This window comes from Propionimicrobium sp. BV2F7 (assembly GCF_000510445.1).
GTDB lineage: Bacteria > Actinomycetota > Actinomycetes > Propionibacteriales > Propionibacteriaceae > Propionimicrobium > Propionimicrobium lymphophilum.
On sequence record NZ_AZIS01000005.1, the window covers coordinates 452,583 to 470,729 of the forward strand.

15 protein-coding genes, 4 tRNA genes and 2 pseudogenes are annotated in these 18,147 nt (G+C 56.2%); 16 read left to right on the top strand and 5 right to left on the bottom strand.

Features of this window, described 5'->3' with window-relative positions:
* Window positions 1-43: 43 nt before the first annotated feature.
* Together HMPREF1255_RS08475 and HMPREF1255_RS10215 are read left to right on the top strand one after the other, a co-directional pair.
* Window positions 44-790 (top strand): fructosamine kinase family protein, encoded by a 747-nt coding sequence (locus tag HMPREF1255_RS08475; protein WP_016456558.1) that lies wholly within the window; start codon window positions 44-46, stop codon window positions 788-790.
* 94 nt (window positions 791-884) lie between these two features.
* Window positions 885-1,076, top strand: a pseudogene (locus HMPREF1255_RS10215) (carboxyl transferase domain-containing protein); the annotation flags it as partial.
* Between the two features lie 63 nt (window positions 1,077-1,139).
* Here HMPREF1255_RS10215 and HMPREF1255_RS09685 read toward each other — a convergent pair.
* From HMPREF1255_RS09685 to HMPREF1255_RS08485, 3 genes are all read right to left on the bottom strand, one after another.
* A complete protein-coding gene (locus HMPREF1255_RS09685) occupies window positions 1,140-1,292 on the bottom strand; it encodes a methionine/alanine import family NSS transporter small subunit (RefSeq protein WP_016456557.1) in 153 nt (50 codons plus the stop codon).
* On the bottom strand, window positions 1,293-2,966 hold the full coding sequence (locus tag HMPREF1255_RS08480) for a sodium-dependent transporter (protein ID WP_196801469.1): 1,674 nt from the start codon (window positions 2,964-2,966) through the stop codon (window positions 1,293-1,295).
* Window positions 2,967-3,077: 111 nt separating this feature from the next.
* Entirely contained in the window at window positions 3,078-4,061 is a 984-nt protein-coding gene (locus HMPREF1255_RS08485; protein ID WP_016456555.1) for a malate dehydrogenase, read from the bottom strand.
* Between the two features lie 316 nt (window positions 4,062-4,377).
* Between HMPREF1255_RS08485 and HMPREF1255_RS08490 the strand changes: the two genes are divergently transcribed.
* The 5 genes and pseudogenes from HMPREF1255_RS08490 (at window position 4,378) to HMPREF1255_RS08505 (ending at window position 9,154) form a co-directional block, all read left to right on the top strand.
* The gene (locus HMPREF1255_RS08490; RefSeq protein WP_016456554.1) at window positions 4,378-5,808 is read left to right on the top strand and encodes a hemolysin family protein; all 1,431 of its coding nucleotides are present in this window, start codon (window positions 4,378-4,380) and stop codon (window positions 5,806-5,808) included.
* 26 nt (window positions 5,809-5,834) lie between these two features.
* Entirely contained in the window at window positions 5,835-6,902 is a 1,068-nt protein-coding gene (locus tag HMPREF1255_RS08495) for a BMP family ABC transporter substrate-binding protein (RefSeq protein WP_016456553.1), read from the top strand.
* Window positions 6,903-6,907: 5 nt separating this feature from the next.
* A pseudogene (locus HMPREF1255_RS10090) lies at window positions 6,908-7,369 on the top strand (ribonuclease H); the annotation flags it as partial.
* A gap of 138 nt (window positions 7,370-7,507) precedes the next feature.
* Entirely contained in the window at window positions 7,508-8,308 is an 801-nt protein-coding gene (proC, locus tag HMPREF1255_RS10095; protein ID WP_081636693.1) for a pyrroline-5-carboxylate reductase, read from the top strand.
* Window positions 8,309-8,881: 573 nt separating this feature from the next.
* A complete protein-coding gene (locus HMPREF1255_RS08505) occupies window positions 8,882-9,154 on the top strand; it encodes a hypothetical protein (protein ID WP_155948521.1) in 273 nt (90 codons plus the stop codon).
* A gap of 189 nt (window positions 9,155-9,343) precedes the next feature.
* Here HMPREF1255_RS08505 and HMPREF1255_RS08510 read toward each other — a convergent pair.
* Window positions 9,344-9,415: transfer RNA gene (locus HMPREF1255_RS08510), tRNA-Val, on the bottom strand.
* A gap of 110 nt (window positions 9,416-9,525) precedes the next feature.
* The gene (locus HMPREF1255_RS08515; protein ID WP_024111403.1) at window positions 9,526-10,017 is read right to left on the bottom strand and encodes a histidine phosphatase family protein; all 492 of its coding nucleotides are present in this window, start codon (window positions 10,015-10,017) and stop codon (window positions 9,526-9,528) included.
* 141 nt (window positions 10,018-10,158) lie between these two features.
* On the opposite strand from HMPREF1255_RS08515, the gene HMPREF1255_RS08520 reads away from it, so the two are divergent.
* From HMPREF1255_RS08520 to HMPREF1255_RS08560, 9 genes are all read left to right on the top strand, one after another.
* A tRNA-Gly gene (locus HMPREF1255_RS08520) sits at window positions 10,159-10,231 on the top strand.
* Between the two features lie 34 nt (window positions 10,232-10,265).
* A tRNA-Cys gene (locus HMPREF1255_RS08525) sits at window positions 10,266-10,336 on the top strand.
* Window position 10,337: 1 nt separating this feature from the next.
* Window positions 10,338-10,412: transfer RNA gene (locus HMPREF1255_RS08530), tRNA-Val, on the top strand.
* A gap of 181 nt (window positions 10,413-10,593) precedes the next feature.
* A complete protein-coding gene (locus tag HMPREF1255_RS08535; RefSeq protein WP_024111473.1) occupies window positions 10,594-12,834 on the top strand; it encodes an acyltransferase family protein in 2,241 nt (746 codons plus the stop codon).
* Between the two features lie 104 nt (window positions 12,835-12,938).
* Entirely contained in the window at window positions 12,939-14,954 is a 2,016-nt protein-coding gene (thrS, locus tag HMPREF1255_RS08540; RefSeq protein ID WP_024111625.1) for a threonine--tRNA ligase, read from the top strand.
* Entirely contained in the window at window positions 14,947-15,510 is a 564-nt protein-coding gene (locus tag HMPREF1255_RS08545; RefSeq protein ID WP_024111356.1) for an HIT domain-containing protein, read from the top strand. The genes thrS and HMPREF1255_RS08545 overlap by 8 nt, the downstream gene beginning before the upstream one ends.
* A complete protein-coding gene (pgsA, locus tag HMPREF1255_RS08550; RefSeq protein ID WP_024111369.1) occupies window positions 15,510-16,133 on the top strand; it encodes a phosphatidylinositol phosphate synthase in 624 nt (207 codons plus the stop codon). The genes HMPREF1255_RS08545 and pgsA overlap by 1 nt, the downstream gene beginning before the upstream one ends.
* On the top strand, window positions 16,133-16,987 hold the full coding sequence (locus HMPREF1255_RS08555) for a phosphatidylinositol mannoside acyltransferase (protein WP_024111443.1): 855 nt from the start codon (window positions 16,133-16,135) through the stop codon (window positions 16,985-16,987). Before pgsA ends, HMPREF1255_RS08555 begins: the two co-directional genes overlap by 1 nt.
* On the top strand, window positions 16,984-18,132 hold the full coding sequence (locus HMPREF1255_RS08560) for a glycosyltransferase family 4 protein (RefSeq protein WP_024111361.1): 1,149 nt from the start codon (window positions 16,984-16,986) through the stop codon (window positions 18,130-18,132). The genes HMPREF1255_RS08555 and HMPREF1255_RS08560 overlap by 4 nt, the downstream gene beginning before the upstream one ends.
* Window positions 18,133-18,147: the final 15 nt, after the last annotated feature.

Consider the following 18,147-nt stretch of genomic DNA (forward strand, 5'->3'; position numbering starts at 1 on the left):
CTTCGCTGCCGAATCGGCGCGGTCTAGCTGAAAGGATGTAAGCATGAATTTCACAAAGCGAAGCAGCGCAGATCAAGCAAGGTGGGAGGCGCTTGGGCTGAAGTGGCTCGCCGATGCCGATGGCGCCAACGTCGTGCCCGTCGTCAGCTTCGATAATGGTGAGTTGGTCGAACCCATGCTCGAATCGGCTCCGCAGACCCGAAAGGCAAGCGAGGAATTCGGCGTGGCGTTGGCTAAAACCCACGCTGCAGGCGCCCGCTGCTTCGGTTGCGGCCCCGACGGCTGGGACGATTCTAAGTTGGCGTGGATTGGCCGTTCCCGCCTGGTGCTGGGCGAATACGACAAGTGGGGAGCTTTCTTCGCGGACCTTCGGTTGATGCCATACGCGAAAAACTCTCTAGAGCTCGGCACCATCTCAAAGAATTGCATGCGGCTTATCGAAAAAGTCTGCGAGAAGCTACGCAATGGGGATTTCGATGACGACCGAAAGCCGGCGAGAATCCACGGCGACATGTGGGCCGGCAACGTGCTGTCGACGCCCGATGGCTTGACGTTGATTGACTCCGCCGCGCACGGCGGGCATCCGGTCACCGACCTGGCCTTGCTCGAGCTATTTGGCTACCCACATCTGGAGGTAATCAAGTCTTCATACGCCGAAGCAGCGAAGCTCGATTCCGGTTGGCGGGAACTGATCGGTCTGCATCAGCTGCATCCGCTCCTCGTCCACGCCCAGCTCTTCGGCGGCGGCTACGGGTTGCAGGCCGAATCGGTGGCGCGTCAATACGCTTAAATTTTCGGCCAAATGAGCGCCGGCAGTTGCCCTAATGAATTTGAGATACAAAGCTATATTTCATGACCGAAGGTCACGAAACAGGCCTTGAAAAATTGAGCCAGTTGCTCAAACGGGCGCCGACGTCGCCTTTGCCTGGCTCAGCGCACAGATCGCCGTCATGGACCCCGAGGGAGCGGTCAAGCTGCTCCACGGCAAGGCCATTAAGCAGTCCGTAGGCCTAAGGCCGAACAGGACTTCATCGATGAATACAGCGAGGCCTTGGTCAACCCCGTACCGGGCGGCGGACCCGGCTTACTCGATGACAGCCCCGATGCCTGGCGTCATGCACGCGTTGGTCCGGTGTCGGTTAAGGGGCTGGACGTTCGACGGGGTTCCCGTTGTCGTCCAGCAGCTGCACCGAACCCTCGGGGTGACGCAGCAGGTTGATCAGCGAGAGCGTCAGGCCGCCCCACAGGATGACTGCGAAAACCACGAACATCACTATTGCTGTAATAGTCATTTAGATATCCTTTCGGCCTTCGATTTGGCTACGGCGGTAGCGCTCTAGGGCCTCGAGCTCTTCAGACGCAATGGTCGGGTCGTCCAACACCTCTTGCAGGTGTCCGGAGTCGACCAGCCTGTCGAGGATGGGTGGCGGCAGCTTGTCTCCGTCGGTGTCGAACTTAGACGCCGCGGACCTCATGCTCCAAGGCAAAGAACTCAGGACGAAGGCCACGATGACCAACGCCACCGTCATGCCCCAGCCGAACACGTCGATGAACCAGCTCGGCATGCCGCCGTAGCCGTCGGTGAGGACCTTCTGCACCTCGTTGATGAGGATGTAGCCCAATACAACCGGCGTCACGCCGCCGACCAGGACCTGCCAGCCACGTCCGAGCTTGAACGAGCTAGAGCGGTTGAGGTGGTTGCGAAGGGTGGGCAATGCGCCGAATGCAGCGGTCAGCGTGATGGTCGAGATCAGAGCCACGGTTACGATGCCGAAGTTGTTAACGAAGTTGTCCAGCACATCCAACAGGTTGAGTCCCGTGGTGGTGGGGAACAGCAGTAGCGAGGTAAGGGCCATCGGAACGCCTACAAGCAACACGCTCGGAACCCTCTTTAGGCCGAGCTTGTCCTCAATGGAAGCGATCAGGGCTTCGATGATCGAGATCATCGAAGTAAACGCGGCGAATGTCAGTGAGCCGAAGAACAAGATGCCGATCAAGGTTCCTGCAGGTGCCTGATTGATGATTGTCGGGAAGGCGATGAACGCCAGGCCGATGCCGGCGCTTGCTGTCTCATCGACGCCAACGCCCTGAACCTGAGCCATGAATCCCAGAACAGCAAAAACGCCGATGCCCGAAAGTAATTCGAACGAGGAGTTAGCGAAGCCAACCACCAAACCGGAGCCCGTCAGGTCGGAGTTCTTTGGCAGGTAAGAAGCGTAGGTCTGCTGAATACCGAACGCCACCGATAGCGAGAAGAAAATCTGGCCGAACGCGGCAGCCCAAACGCCGGAGTCGAGCAGCGCGTCCCACTTAGGAGTGAAGAACGCGTTGATGCCGTCGGTCGCGCCCGGCAAGGTGAGAGCAACTCCGACCATAATCAAGAACATGACGGTCAGCAGCGGCATGAAGATTTTGTTTACGCCGGCGATGCCCTTTTGGACGCCGAGCGTCAAGACCGCGATCACAGCCACCCACACGATCAGCATCGGCGTGAAGATCTGGCTGATGTAGTGGAACCCGATGTGCGCCTGCTCCGCGGGCACAGACTGGGTGAACTGTTCTGTGAAGAACGTTCCGGGATCTTCTCCCCATGCCTTCGTAAACGAATAGACGAAGTACATCGCAGACCAGGCTAAAATCACGGCGTAGTAAATGCCGATGATGAAGCAAATGCACATGTGCCACCAGCCGATCGGCTCGGTCAGTTTGTGCAGTCTGCGGAAAGCCAGAGGTGACGAGGCGCGATAGCGGTGTCCGATTGCGAAGTCTAGGAATAGCATCGGGATGCCGACCGCGAGAAGCGCGAAAATGTATGGAATGATGAACGCGCCACCGCCGTTGGAGTATGCCACGTACGGAAAGCGCCAAATGTTGCCGAGTCCAACTGCGGAACCCACTGCAGCGAGAATAAACGCCGTTCTGCTGTTGAATGCACCGCGCGTCGATTTGTCCTTGATTTCCTTCACGAGTGATGAATCTAACATCTCGGAAAAAGCGCGGCCTTTTGTCTCATTTTACGGTCGCAAAAAAGCGGGCAGGGGAATGCCCCTGCCCGCTAATTGTTATTTAGTTTTTTCTTAGATCAGGCCGAGTTCGGTAACGGTCTTGCGTTCTTCCTCCAGCTCTGCGGCGGAAGCGTCGAGCTTGGCGCGGCTGAAGTCGTTGATCTCCAGGCCCTCGATGACCTTGTAGTCGCCATTCGAGCAGGTCACAGGCATCGAGTAGATGAGGCCCTCGGGGATGCCGTACTGACCCTCGGAAACTACGGACATGGAAACCCAGTCGTTCTCCGGGGTGCCGAACAGCCAGTCGTGCATGCATTCGACGGTTGCATGTGCGGCAGATGCAGCGGAGCTCGCGCCACGAGCCTCGATGATCGCGCCACCGCGCTTAGAGACGGTCGGGATGAACTCGTTCTCGAGCCAGGACTGCTCGATCTTGTCACCGACCGGTGCACCGGCAACCTCGGCGTGGAAGACGTCGGGGTACTGGGTGTTGGAGTGGTTGCCCCAGACGGTCATCTTCTTGACCTCGGAGACAGGCACGCCCAGTTTCTTGGCCAGCTGAGTCTTGGCGCGGTTGTGGTCGAGGCGAGTCAGAGCGCTGAACTGACGGTTCGGGATGTCAGGAGCGTTGTTCATGGCGATCAGTGCGTTGGTGTTTGCCGGGTTGCCGGTTACCAGGACGTGAACGTCGTCGGCGGCAACGTCGTTCAGGGCCTTGCCCTGACCGGTGAAGATCTTGCCGTTGGCGCTGAGCAGATCGGAGCGGTCCATGCCGGCCTTACGCGGCATAGAGCCAACCAGCATTGCAGCGTTAACGCCGTCGAATACCTTGCGTGGGTCGTCGCCGATCTCGATATTTACGACGTTGTCGAACGCGCAGTCGTCCAGCTCCATGACGACGCCTTCAAGACGAGGAAGAGCGGGGGTGATCTCGAGGAGCCTTAGCTCGATGGGGCGATCGCCAGCAAGCGCACCACTAGCGATGCGGAATAGCAGGCTGTAGCAGATCTGTCCGGCGGCTCCAGTAACGGCAACCTTTAATGGCGTCTGGTTCATCAAAATCCTTTCAATTGTTTTTCCCTGCTTAAGGGAAACCCAGGGGTAGCTAGACCCCAAACCCGGCTTTGGGCTTACATATAGAAGCGTAGCGCGTCAACGCTTGACGTTAGTCTGATGGGGATCATTGGGCAGGACATTTCGCTACAAAAATGAGTTATTGCACGTTGTTGCTAGGGCATTTCGCGTTTGTGACTAGGGTTCGCGTGTCCAAGCGGATAACCTGGTTAGGTGAATGAAAGTAGCGACTCTCATAGTTTTCGCGCCGGCTGCGGGCCGGCGTCACGTCTAACTGGCAGTTTTGCCGGTGATAGCAATGAGTGACTTGTGGGTTTCCATTGGCGTCATCTTCTTGCTCTTCTTTATCGGCGGAATCTTTTCGGCCTCCGAGATGGCGCTGGTTACGCTACGTGATTCTCAAATCAGAAAGCTTTCGCATAAGGGTAAACGAGGCAAGGCGATCGAGAAGCTTACGAGCGATCAGAATCGGTTTTTGTCTTCGGTGCAGATCGGCGTGACTGTCGCTGGCTTCTTGAGTTCGGCGTTCGGTTCGGACTCTCTCGCTAACAAGTACCTCGGCCCCTGGCTCGATTCCATGGGAGTCCCGGCCTCGAACACTATCGCTATCATCGCCGTAACAGCGATGATTTCATTCCTGTCTATCGTGCTTTCGGAGCTGACTGCTAAGCGTCTAGCTCTGCAGAACACAGAGCAGTTCTCTCTTGCTCTCGCTCCGTTAATCGACGCCATCGCCACCATCTGCCGTCCGCTGATTTGGCTTCTCGGTAAGTGCACTAACGTCATGGTTCGAGTTCTCGGCGGCGACCCAAATGCCGGTAAGGAATCGGTGAGCGAGGAGGAGCTCCGCTCGATGGTGGCGAGTGCCGAGTCGCTAGGCATCGACGAACGACGTATCGTGGACGACGTTTTCGACGCGGGCGATCGCAGCCTGCGCGAGGTCATGGTGCCTAGAACTGAGGTTGATTTCCTAGACGGCAACGAATCAGCCGAGGACATCATCGACGTTGTAGTCGATAGGGAGCACTCCCGATACCCGGTAATTATTGGATCCCCCGACCAGGTGGTCGGCTTCCTTCATGTTCGCGACTTGATGAAGCTCGACGAGAAGCAACTCAAAGATCCGATTCTGACTCTGGTTCGCCCGGTTAAATCTTTGCCCGCCACCGTCAGGGTTCTCGTTGCGCTTCGCACGCTGCAGCGGGAAAACGCCCATTTAGCTATCGTTCTTGACGAGTATGGCGGCACCGCGGGTCTGGTGACGATTGAGGATCTCATCGAGGAATTGATCGGAGAGATCACTGATGAGTACGACGTCGTGGACGCCGAATACGCCCAGCACCTTGATCAGCACGATCTGGAGGGGCTGACCTCATTGGAGGACTTTGAGGAGCGGGCTCATCTAGTGTTGCCGGAGGGCCCCTACGACACGGTCGCCGGCTATTTCATGGCCCAAATCGGACGGCTTCCGGAGCTTGGCGACGAAATCTTCTCTCGTCTTCGACCCTCTGGCCCGTTAGGCGAAGAGGAAGGCAACGAGGTGCCGGTTAAATTCACCGTCATCGAGATGGACGGTCGCCGTGCCTCGTGGCTGCGAATGAGGCGAATAGTGGCAGGCGATAGCGCCGGTTCGACGAATGAACAGGTCGTCATTTCTGATGCAAAATCGCGTAACGACCTTGCTGCATTTCAGCATTCCGAAGATGTTTCGAGGTCAGAAGATTCTTAAGGTCCGATGAAAACAGGAAGGTTGCCATGTCTAGAAAAGTTTTCCCCAAAATAGCGCTCGGCCTGACTCTGCTAGGCGCCGTTGGGCTTGCGGGTTGCGCCCAGCCTCCGGCCACTAGCCAGCCGTCTGAGACACCGTCGACCGGCAAGGTTCAGGAGAACTTCAAGGCGTGCATGGTCTCTGTTGAGGGCGGCTTCTCGACGCCGGTGGGTAAGCAGGCTGAGGCGGGGTTGTCGAAGAGCCAAGAAGACCTTGGGATTGAAACAAACGAGGTTGAGGCCGACGACATCCCGCGTGCCCTGCAACAGATGGTTAGCTCCGGTTGCAAGTTGATCTTTGGCGTTGGCGAGGACATGACGACCCCGTTGGAAGCGGCAGCTAAGACTAATCCCGACGTCAACTTCGCGCTGCTTGGCGGCACGCCAAATCAGCAGCTCGGAAATCTCAAACCAATGGTTTTCAACACTCACGAAGTGGGTTTCCTCGCCGGATACCTGGCGGCTAGCCAGACTAAATCCGGCACTGTTGGCGTTTTTGGAGGCCTATTCGTCCCTTCCGTGACGATGTACCTGGATGGTTTCGTCCAAGGCGTTTCCTACTACAACGGTAAGAATTCCGCCGATGTCAAGGTTGTCGGGTGGGATCAGCAGGCCAAGTCGGGTAGCTACATCACGGACGGCGATCCATTCAACAACCCGGACGCAGCTAAGACGATCACCAGCGAACTTATCGGTAAGGGCGCGGACGTCATCATGCCTGTGGCCGAGGTTTCTAATAAGGGCGCCATCGAGCCCGCTAAGGCTGCTGGCGCGAAGTTGATCTGGAGCGGCGTAGATGGATGCACAGAGAATGCTGATGCTTGCGACATCATCATCGCATCTGCCATCCGCGACTACTCGAGTGCCGTCAGCGACGTCATCTATCAGACCAAAGAGGGCGAGTTTAGCAATACCGCTTACATCGGCACTTTGAAGAACGCGGGAGCTAAACTCGTCGGTCTTTCCAGTGACGAGGCCAAAGCCAAGATCCGCGAAGTCAGCGACGGAATTGTCGCCGGTGGCATCGAGGTTCACTCCGACGCGGCTGTAGGGTAAACAACATGATTATTGCTGCTGCAGACGGTTCCGCTCTAAACAATCCCGGACCTGCGGGTTGGGCTTGGTATATCGATCGGAACAATTGGGCCGCTGACGGCTGGGAGAACGGCACAAATAATCAGGGTGAGCTCAAAGCGGTTCTTAACCTTCTCCGCGCGACTGCCCACACCGACGAACCCCTGAAGATCCTCTGCGATAGCCAATACGTCATTAATACAGTTACGAAGTGGATGCCTGGCTGGAAGCGCAAAGGATGGAAGAAGGCCGACGGCAAGCCCGTTCTCAATCTTGAGCTGGTTAAAGCGCTGGACGAGGCATTACAGGGGCGCATGGTTCGTTTCGAGTGGGTTAAAGGCCACTCCGGACACGACCTGAACGAGGCCGCAGACACGTGCGCCAGAGGAGCGGCTACGGCTGTCCAGCAGGGCAAAGAGGTCGATCGAGGACCTGGTTTCAATCTGGTCCCTGCCCAGGGGCTGCATGAAGAACCCCAGGACGAACAGCTAGACCTTTTCTCGGGCGGTTTCGATCCTGAGCCGAAAGACCCAGAACCCGCTCAGCACAGGCTGGATCCCAAAACCTCGAAAGAAGATGATTCGAAAATGAAACTTGCATTCATCGGATGCGGGAACATGGGGGAGGCCATGCTCTCCGGCGCGCTACGCGCAAGCGTGGTAAACGCATCGGACGTCCAGGTAAACACGCACACCGAAAAGTCCATGGCCAGGCTTGCAGAGAAGTACGGTGTAGCTGCACAGGCCGATAAGGCCAAGGCGGTCAAAGGTGCTGATGTGGTGGTGATCGCTACAGAACCATCCAGTTACCCCGAGGTGCTAGGCCAGATTTCTGGTGCGGTTGGTGCCGACGCAGTTGTGATCAGCATCACTCCCGCTTTCAACCTCGAGCAGCTACGCGGTTTCTTGGGAAAGAGCGGGCGTTTGGTTCGCACGATGCCTAACATGCCCGCTCAGATCGGCAAGGGCTTCACGGGCGTCGTGTTTGAAGACGCAGTTGACGGCGCACAGCGTGAAGCAGTCATGAAGTTCTTGGGCAGCTTTGGGAAGGCTCAGCAAGTTCGCGAGGAGCAGCTCGGGGCGGTCACGGCGCTGGCCGGTTCTGCGCCTGCTTTCATCTACATGTTCATCTCCGCGATGGCAGACGCTGGTGTCGATTTCGGCATGACGCGAGCCCAGGCCCTGCAGATCGCCACGGCAACGGTTGAGGGATCAGCGGCATACGTGCGCGAGCGCGATTACCGAGTTGCGGACCTGCTTGAGGGCATCAGCTCACCGGGTGGCACGACCATTCGCGGCATCATCGAGATGCAAAAGCAGGGTGTACCCGCCGGCATCGTTGAGGCGATGCGCGCGGTGGTGACCAAATACGACGAAATGAATAGCTAAGTAGCGGTTAAATAATTATCGGGTGCATGAAACTGAGCGGAAGCTAGGTTTGTGCACCCGATAATTTGTGAGAAATAAAAATCTGGGGCGGGAAAAATCCCGCCCCAGATTTGGTTTATTTAATTACTTAACACGACGAAGAAGCAAAGCTGCCAATTTTATTGAGATCGTTAGTGAGCTTGGTGACGTATACAACGGCTTTGTTTTCGTTCTAGCAAGCTTTTGCAGAGTGCTTTTGGAAGACTGTTTGAAAGACTTCGACGTGCTCAAAATATTTTCCGTATATTTATTTCATAGTTGAGGGAATCTGCAATTTTTTAAAGATATTAATAGGTTGTGTGGCTCTTAATTTCTCTGAACAATCGGTTCTATGTCTATGGTGATTTAGGTGTGGGAGGCTCATCTGGAAAAATGGTTTACTCACTATTTTTCTAATGTTTTAAGAATACCTAGAGCCGTGATAGCCGAAAAAAGATCACTTTTAGCTGTAATTGCTAACCCCTCAAAAACACTGAATCTGCACAGTGTATTACCGTTGTGTCCGTATTTCGTGGATTAGAAGGGGAATCGAAAATGAATCGGGTTAATAAGGTTGCGTCCGGATTTTTGGCATCACTGGTGATGCTCAGCCTTTGTGCTTGCGGTCCAGCAAACAAGGGTCCTGAAACGACCTGCGGAGACTATCTTAAAATGAGTAGCTCGAAACAAAAGAAAACGATTGAAACCATTTTTAAAGAGAAAAACAGGTCGCCTGAAAAGGACGAGGTTTCGAAGGTCGCTGGTATGGTTGTCTCTGGGTGCTCTTTCGTCGATGAGGAACGAACTCTGGACTATTTCTTCAAATAGCAAATTCAGTTACTAAGAGCGCTTCGCGGCATTTTTGCTGCGGGGCGCTTCGTTTTTTCGGACACTTTTAGCGAGACCAAAAATTCCGATTTTTCGGTGGCATCAAGGTTGGTTAAAAATCTGGTGCTGCTGCATATTCGCTGCATGCGATTGCTGTTGGGGACGAGTAAAAACTGGTTCTGACTAGGGTGGGCGATGCCGGGTTCGAACCGGCGACCTCTTCGGTGTGAACGAAGCGCGCTACCACTGCGCCAATCGCCCTTTCGTCAGAAAAGATTAGCGCAGGGGTAAACGTCGTTCAAGCTGCGAAACGTCAATTTTGGCACGTGAAAATTCCGGAACGGGCTAGTCGCCGGTAGTAATGCGCTCGCTTAATTGAGTGGGCGGGTGATTTTATCTCCGGGCTTCGCCTCGCCCAGCTCCTGCCAGGTTCCTGATACTTCGAACTTGGAGAAGGTTGCGGTGGGGTAGGCGCAGGTCAATGCGTCCGCTTTTCTTGGGTCTTGGGCCCAGGACAACTCGGCGGCCAAGTGAGGGATGCTGGGGGCGTGAGCGACGATCAGCAAAGTGGAAATTTCGTCTGAAACTTCGGATATCCGCTGACGTAGTGTCTCGACGGAGCACAGGTAGAGAGCTCGCATGTATTCCACGTGTGGATTGTTTGGCAGTTCTAGCTGGTCAAGAGTGTCGCGAGTCCTAGCCGCGTCAGAGCACATGACCATCTCGATGCTGTCGTCGCGCAAAGCCAGGCCGGCTGCTTTAGCCTGCTGGCGTCCAAATGCGGAAAGTTTTCTTTCGTGATCGCTGCATCCGCTTCTGGATTCTGCCTGGGCATGACGCATCAAGATGAGTTTCTTAGCCATGCCTAGACATGCTATCTCGGGCGTAAAAGCACGGTTTTCTGCTTTGGGAACTGGGGGTTGTGGGCTCGATTTTGACATTCGCCAAAACTCCGCTAAGTTAGTCCTCGCACTTGAAAAACAGGGCAGCCCCGAAGAGGGCATGCGGACGTGGCTCAGTTGGTAGAGCATCACCTTGCCAAGGTGAGGGTCGCGGGTTCGAATCCCGTCGTCCGCTCGGAGAAGGTCTGAGGGCCTAGGCTCCTCAATTTGGTGGAGTGGCCGAGAGGCGAGGCACCGGACTGCAAATCCGTTTACACGGGTTCAAATCCCGTCTCCACCTCGGGCGGTTGGCGCAGCGGTAGCGCGCTTCCCTGACACGGAAGAGGTCGCTGGTTCGATCCCAGTACCGCCCACCACCTTCAAAAACTTCTTCAAGCTGATTCTGAAGCCATTCACCCTTCTTGTTTCGGAAAACTCGTTAGTATCTTTTTGGTTAAGGTCTGGTTGCTGCGAGAGTCGCGCTCTTCTTTGCCATTTACCTGCAGGCAAGATTATTGTTTCTTCGCTGTATCTGATTATTTACAAGGGTGATTTAGCTTGCAGGTTAAGGCTGACGTGGCTAGCCACGCACCAAATTATCGACCCGAGCTGCACGGTCTACGAGCCACGGCCATCCTCATGGTGGCGGCTTACCACATCTGGATTGGGCGAGTAAGCGGCGGCATCGACGTCTTCCTCTTAATCTCTAGCTTCTTGCTGATGCAGACGTTTATGCGTCGCATTGATAACAGCCGGCACATCGCGTTGGTGGGGTATTGGCTTAAGGCCTTTAAACGGCTCTTACCGCCCGCTATCGTCACGATCTTGTTCACCGTGATAGCGGTACAAGCGTTCTTTCCCGCCGAACGAATTAGGGGAGTGCTGCGCGAGGCGGTTGCTTCGATTTGTTACTACGAAAACTGGTTCCTAGCGGTTAACAGCTTCGACTATTACGCGGATAAATCGGTCGTCAGCCCTCTCCAACATTTCTGGTCGTTATCGATCCAGGGCCAGATCTTTTTACTCTGGCCAGCCATCATCGCCGTTTGCTGGTTTTTGGGCAGAAAGATCAACTTCAGCGTTCGTCAGATCCTGACGCTAGTTTTTGGAGTTATCTTCGGTGGCTCCCTTATCTGGTCGATCATTCAAACCAACACCAATCAGTCCTACGCATATTTCAGCACCTGGACTCGGCTGTGGGAGTTTGCGCTCGGTGCACTCCTGGCGCTGATATTGCCGGGTGTCGAACGGTTCTTCGGCTACGGCCCCGGAAAAGAATTCACCGGTTCTAGGAGCGCCCTTAACGTTCGGGTCGGGCTTGGCTGGTTCGGGCTGATAGCGATGCTCCTGTGTGGCGTTTTGGTCGACGTCCAGGGGATGTTCCCTGGCTATGTCGCGCTATGGCCGACGGGCGCTGCAGTGCTCGTCCTGATTGCGGGCAACACAGGTGTTTGGTATTCGGCAGACAGGATCCTTTCTAGCCGCCCACTCAAATTTTTGGGTGATATTTCTTACGCTCTCTATCTTGCGCATTGGCCGGTTCTGATCACCACGCTTCAACTCACCGGTTCGAGCCAGCTCAACATCCCGCAGGGATTCGTTGTCCTCGCTGTGTCGATCGCGTTCGCGACCGTGCTGACCAAATACCTCGACGCGCCGATCAGGTATTCCGTCTGGGCCGCAAAGCGACACAGGAATAGCCTCGCGATAATTCTCGCGTCCCTGCTCGTCGGCCTGGTCCCGGTGATCTCCTATCAGACGATCATCCAGAAGCGGTTAGAGAAGATTTCGGCTGTCGTTAGTGTGGATAATCCTGGCGCTCTAGTTCTCAGCGAAGATTTCGAGGACTATTCGAACAAGGACAAGCCCATCAAGCCTTTGCGTGAGCAAATGGAGGACGAGTGGGCAGCAATCGATGGCGTTCAATGCGACGGCGAATTCCGTCCCGACGACGAAACTCTCGCCGATGGGTGCCGGGTGGGGCACAACGACAGGAATAAGGTGGCGGTCGTAACCGGCAACTCTCGCGTCGAGCAGTATCTGCCTTTCCTTGAGCCAGCGCTACAGAAAAACGGCTGGACCATTGTCGAGCTCTTGCGCGGTGGCTGCTCCTTTATTAGCCCAGACGAAGAAAGCTACCAGCGATACAAGATTTTGCGCGGCGAGACTCGATCCTCCAGCGATTTCTCCGAGACATTTAGCGAATCTGTCGGCGTGGTTGAATCGCCGGTCAGCGATACCTCTAATGGGCCTAGCTGCTTGGAATGGTCAAAAGCGGTGGACGAATACATAGAAAAGATCAATCCCGATCTAGTGATCGCTGCTTCCACATATGTTCCGAATCCTGGCGACCAGAGCGAGGAGATAGTGCCCGGTTTCGACAAAATCGTCGAAAAGTACACCAGCCGCGGCATCCAAATTTTAGGGATCCGCGACGAGCCTAGGCTCAAACAGACACCGTTCGAGTGCATGGATCCGATCGTCGAAAACGGCCTCAAAGATCTCGACGAAAAAGCGGCCTACGAAATTGCTGCGAAAGTTTGCACGCAGCCGATGGGCGAGATCTACAGCAGCCAAGATCCAGCTAAGGCGCTCACCAACTTCGAGCGTGAGCCCGGAAAGCTCTACCTGTTCGACCCGACACCGTGGATATGCCCCGATGGGGAATGCCCGCTAATCGTCGGCAATCTTTTCGTCTACATGGATTCCTACCACATGACCTCGGCGTACACGCGTTCGATGTATCCGTTAGTGGAGGACAAACTTGACGAAATTCTGATTTCGGCCGCCGGAGAATAAAACTCTGGGGCCTTAATTGCCGCCCTTGGCATTAAATCAGGCAGAATAGGGAATGGAAACAGTCGTGCGGCCCAGTATGCCGCCGAGAATAGTTAGGAAGTTTCGTGTTGAAGAAAGTCTTTGTCTTGCGCGGCAACGAGCGTGAGCAGATAGAGGCGGAGAACGGTTTCGATCTTTTCGGTAACGACCAGAGCGTCGTAGCAATGAAGGTCAACGGAAATACCGTCGATCTGGCTACCGAGCTAAACGATTCGGACGAGGTGGAGCCTGTCCTGAACACTAGTGACGAGGGGCTGTCGATCATCAGGCACTCTGCGGCTCACGTAACCGCACAGGCGCTACAAGAGATTTTCCCGCAGGCCAGGCTGGGCATCGGCCCGCCTATCACCGATGGCTTCTACTACGACTTCCAGGTCGATCCGCTAACCCCTGAAGACCTGAAAACTATCGAAAAGAAGATGACCCAGATCATCAAGGCTCGTCAGAAGTTCGTTCGCCGCGAGGTCAGCGACGAACAGGCCAGGATTGAGGAGGCGGAGGAGCCCTTCAAGCTCGAGTTGATCGAGGACAAGGGTGGCGCCAACGAATCCGACGGTTCATCCGTCGAGGTCGGCGGCGGCCAGCTGACGATGTACGACAACGTTCGTCGTGACGGCACCGTCGCTTGGACCGACCTTTGCCGTGGCCCGCACGTCCCGCACACCGGCTACATCAAGGCGGTAGCGCTAACCCGCAGTTCGGCTGCATACTGGCGAGGCGACCAAGCAAATGCGGCCCTACAGCGTGTTTACGGCACGGCTTGGGCGACGAAGGAAGACCTCAAGGCCTACAAGACTCGCATGGAGGAGGCCGCCAAGCGCGACCACCGCAAGCTTGGTCAAGAGCTTGATCTGTTCAGCTTCCCAGAAGAAATCGGCCCCGGCCTTTCGGTGTTCCATCCAAAGGGCGGCATCGTTCGCATGGAGATGGAGGACTACTCGCGCAAGCAGCACGTTGCGCACGGTTATAGCTTCGTAAACACTCCGCACATCACCAAGGGCGAGCTTTATAAGACTTCCGGCCACCTCGACTGGTACGCCGACGGCATGTACCCGCCGCTGCACATGGACGAGGAACGCGACGCCGAGGGCAACATCACCAAGCAGGGCTTCGATTACTACCTGAAGCCGATGAACTGCCCGATGCACAACCTCATTTACGCAGCTAGGCAGCGTTCTTACCGTGAGCTTCCACTGCGGCTATTCGAGTTCGGCACTGTGTACCGCAACGAAAAGTCTGGCGTTCTGCATGGGTTGACCCGCGGCCGCGGATTCACCCAGGACGACGCGCACATCTACTGCACCCGCGAGCAAATGCGCGACGAGCTTTCCAGGCTGCTGACGTTCGTCCTGGACCTGCTTCGTGACTACGGTCTAAACGACTTCTACCTAGAGCTGTCCACCAAGAATCCCAAGAAATTTGTGGGCGATGACGACACCTGGCGCGAGGCAACCGAGACTCTTCGCGAGGTAGCCGAGGCCTCCGGCCTGGAGCTCGTTCCGGACCCCGAGGGTGCGGCCTTCTATGGTCCGAAAATCTCCGTTCAGGCCAAAGATGCCATCGGACGCACCTGGCAGATGTCCACTATCCAGCTCGACTTCAACCTGCCAGAGCGATTCAAGCTCGAATACACCTCCTCGGACGGCACGAAGAAGCGTCCCGTGATGATTCACCGTGCTTTGTTCGGTTCGATCGAGCGCTTCTTTGGCGTTTTGCTCGAACACTACGCGGGCGCATTCCCCGCATGGCTGGCTCCTGTCCAGGTCGTCGGAATTCCGGTCGCAGAGGCCTTCGAGAGCTATCTGGGCAAAATTATCGACCGGCTGCGTGCCCAGGGCGTGCGCGCCGAGCTAGATGCCTCGGATGATCGCATGACCAAGAAGATCCGCACAGCGCAGCGTCAGAAGGTTCCCTTCATGCTGATCGCGGGTGGTGACGACGAGGAAGCGGGCGCGGTTAGCTTCCGATTCCGCGATGGCAGCCAGCGCAACCGGGTTCCCATCGACGAGGCCATCAAGATCATCACCGACCACATCGCGTCTCGTTCTAATACGGATTTGAGCGCGAATACCGATGAGTGACCAGGAGATAGAAGACGAGATTCGCTTCGCGGGCGTGCCCGATTCAATGCAGCGGCTATGGACGCCGCACCGAATCGCCTACATTCACGGCGAGGACAAACCTGCGGATGCTAGCAGCGCCGAATGCCCGTTTTGCCGCGCGCCTAAAAAGGACGATGAGGAATCCCTTATCGTCCACCGCGGTGAAACTGCATTCGTCGTCATGAACCTCTATCCATACAACACTGGTCACCTTTTGGTGTGCCCATATCGCCACGTCGCCAGCTACATTGACCTCACCGAGGAAGAAACCCGCGAGGTGGCGGAGCTGACCCAACAGGCGATCCGTACAATCACGAGGGTTTCCAAACCGCAGGGCTTTAACCTGGGCATGAACCAAGGCAACGTTGCGGGCGCAGGTATTGCTGCGCACCTCCATCAGCACGTCGTGCCCAGGTGGCTTGGCGATGCTAATTTTCTGCCGATAATCGCACGGACTAAAGCCGTTCCTGAATTATTAAGCAAGACCCGCGAAATGCTCGCCAACGCGTGGGCGGATTCTCAGAAAGGTCAGTAATGCTCGAACACCTAAGGGGATACTGGACCAAGCTGATCACCCCCGTGGCCAAGATGTTGATGAAGCTTGGCATCACCCCGGACATGACAACTTGGGTAGGTGCCGCGGTCTCGATCGCGACGTCGCTGATCTTCTTTCCGAACGGATGGCTGTGGCAGGGGGCGCTCGTTGTCACCGTGTTCGTCTTAGCGGATTCTTTGGACGGCACGATGGCTCGGTTGACCAATCAGGCGTCGAAGTGGGGGGCATTCTTGGACTCCACACTCGATCGGATCACGGACGGTTTCGTCTTCGGCAGCCTAGCGATTTACTACGCCAGCACCGGCGAAGACCTGACCTGGTTTGCGATTGGCATATTCGCCCTGATCTTCGGTCAGGTCACCTCTTACTCGAAAGCTCGCGGGGAATCGTTGGGCTACGAGGTTAAGGGTGGCCTAGCCGGCCGAGCCGACCGTTTATTGATCGGCATGTTGGGCGCGTTCTTGACGGGTATTGGGGTCGAGTGGGCGCTGCCCGCGGCCTTCGTAGTTTTGCTCGTGCTCGGCATCATCACCGTTGGTCAGCGCATGTGGATCGTTAAACGCGCGTACAACGCGGAGGCCTCCGGGCGGAACGGACAATAGTGTTTGACAAGCTGACCGCGTTAAAGCTTGCCGCGCACGTGCCCGCTTTCGTCTGGAAACCGCTGGGAGCGGCTGCCGCTGCCGTACTGGTAGCTCGTCGCCCCAAACCGATTCGCCAGTGGCAACTCAACTACGAAGTTGTTTGTGGGGCTGTGCCAACCGCTAGCCAGACTCGGGCTGGGATGCGGTCGTGGCTTAGAAACACGATCGGTTCCCTCCAATTGGGGAAGTGGAACACGGACAAAATTAATCGGTTGGTTTACGTCGCTCCCGTTGACGCGCGGCGACTGCGCCGCCACAGGGCAGAAACGGGCCTGATTCTTGCCCTTCCGCACATGGGGTCTTGGGATATGGCAGGTGCGTGGGCGTGCCAAAATGGTCTGCCTGTCACCTCAGTAGCTGAAAAACTGCCAGCTGGACAGTTCGAGTATTTCAGCGCGATCCGCGAAAAACTCGGCTTCAAAATCTTTAGCCACAAGACATCAGGCCTGATTCCTAAGCTCTGCCAGGAAATAAACGAGGGCAGAGTAGTGGCGCTCGTGGCAGATCGGGATTTCAGCAGGCGAGGCGTCGAGGTGTCTTGGCCTGCGGCCAACAAAACCTACGACCTGACGATGCCTCCCGGATGCGCTCTGATTGCTCAGCGCACGGGCGCCGTCGTGGTTCCAGTTGCGCCTTGGTTCGACGGAAAAATAATGCGAATCCACATTGGGCAAGCAATTGAGGTGCCCGAGGGCGTTGACGAGGTAGCGTACACAACGCAAGCCATGGCCAATTATTTTGCCGAACAGATTGCTGCGCACTGCCGCGACTGGCATATGCTGCAGCGTTTTTTCCCAGGAGTTAGACCGTGAATCCAAGCGATATCAAGCGTGTCGGGATCGTTTGCCCGTATTCCTTCGTTCGTCCCGGTGGCGTCCAAAACCACGTACTGGGTATGGCCGGTTGGCTGAAGAAACAGGGTTACACCGTCGGCATTCTCGCCCCGGGCTTCCCCGAGCAAGAATTACTGGATCTTTACGGAGTTGACGAGGCCGACTTCACTTCGGCGGGCCGAACGGTCCCCATCAAAATTAATGGTTCTGTCGCCAGGGTGAACTTTAGTCCTAGGGCAGCAATGGCCGCGTATCGCTGGCTGAAGAAGGGCCAGTGGGACGTCGTGCACGTGCACGAGCCGATCACGCCGACGCTGTCTCTGTTGACGCTTTGGCTCGCCGACGCGCCGGTTGCTGGCACATTCCACAGCGCAAGCCCGATATACAAGGCGCTTCGCGCTTTTAACCAGATGCTGCCCAAAAGCATCAGCAGGCTTAATTCCGCGATCGCCGTTTCCTCCCTCGCAGCAGAGGTGGCGAACGCGCACACCGGAATCGAACCCGTGGTCATCGGTAACGGGCTGGAAATTGATGACTACACGCTCGCTGCCACAGAAGGCGAGTGGCGGGGTGGCGACAGGCCACTGATCACTTTCCTTGGCCGTTACACGGAGCCCCGGAAGGGCTTTCAGGTGCTGACCGCAGCGCTGCCTTTGATTCGTGAGAAGTATCCAGACTTGCGGTGCGTGGTGATGGGCCACGGACCGGTAACGAGCATCCCGGGAGTCGAATTCGTTGGTGGAGTCAGCGACGCTGAACGCAATGAGTGGCTGATGCGTTCCGACGCGTACATCGCCCCGCAGACTGGCAGGGAGAGTTTCGGCATCGTGCTGATCGAGGCTTTAGCGTGTGGCGCGCCGGTGGTAGCTAGCGACCTGCGAGCGTTCATCGACGTTCTATCCGACGAAGATGGTATCTGCGGGCACGTCTTTCAGGCTGGTAACCCGCAAGCTCTCGCGGACGCCGTATTGGCAAGCCTCGAAGAGCCTCGGGACCTGCGTCTCGAGCGTGGACGCAAGGTGGCGGCAAGATATGATTGGTCTGCGATCGGCCCGCAGGTCATCTCGATGTATGAGCTGGCAAAAAGCAGAAGAGAACGGCTGCATCCAAAGAAGCCCAATTAGTGGCTATACACTTGA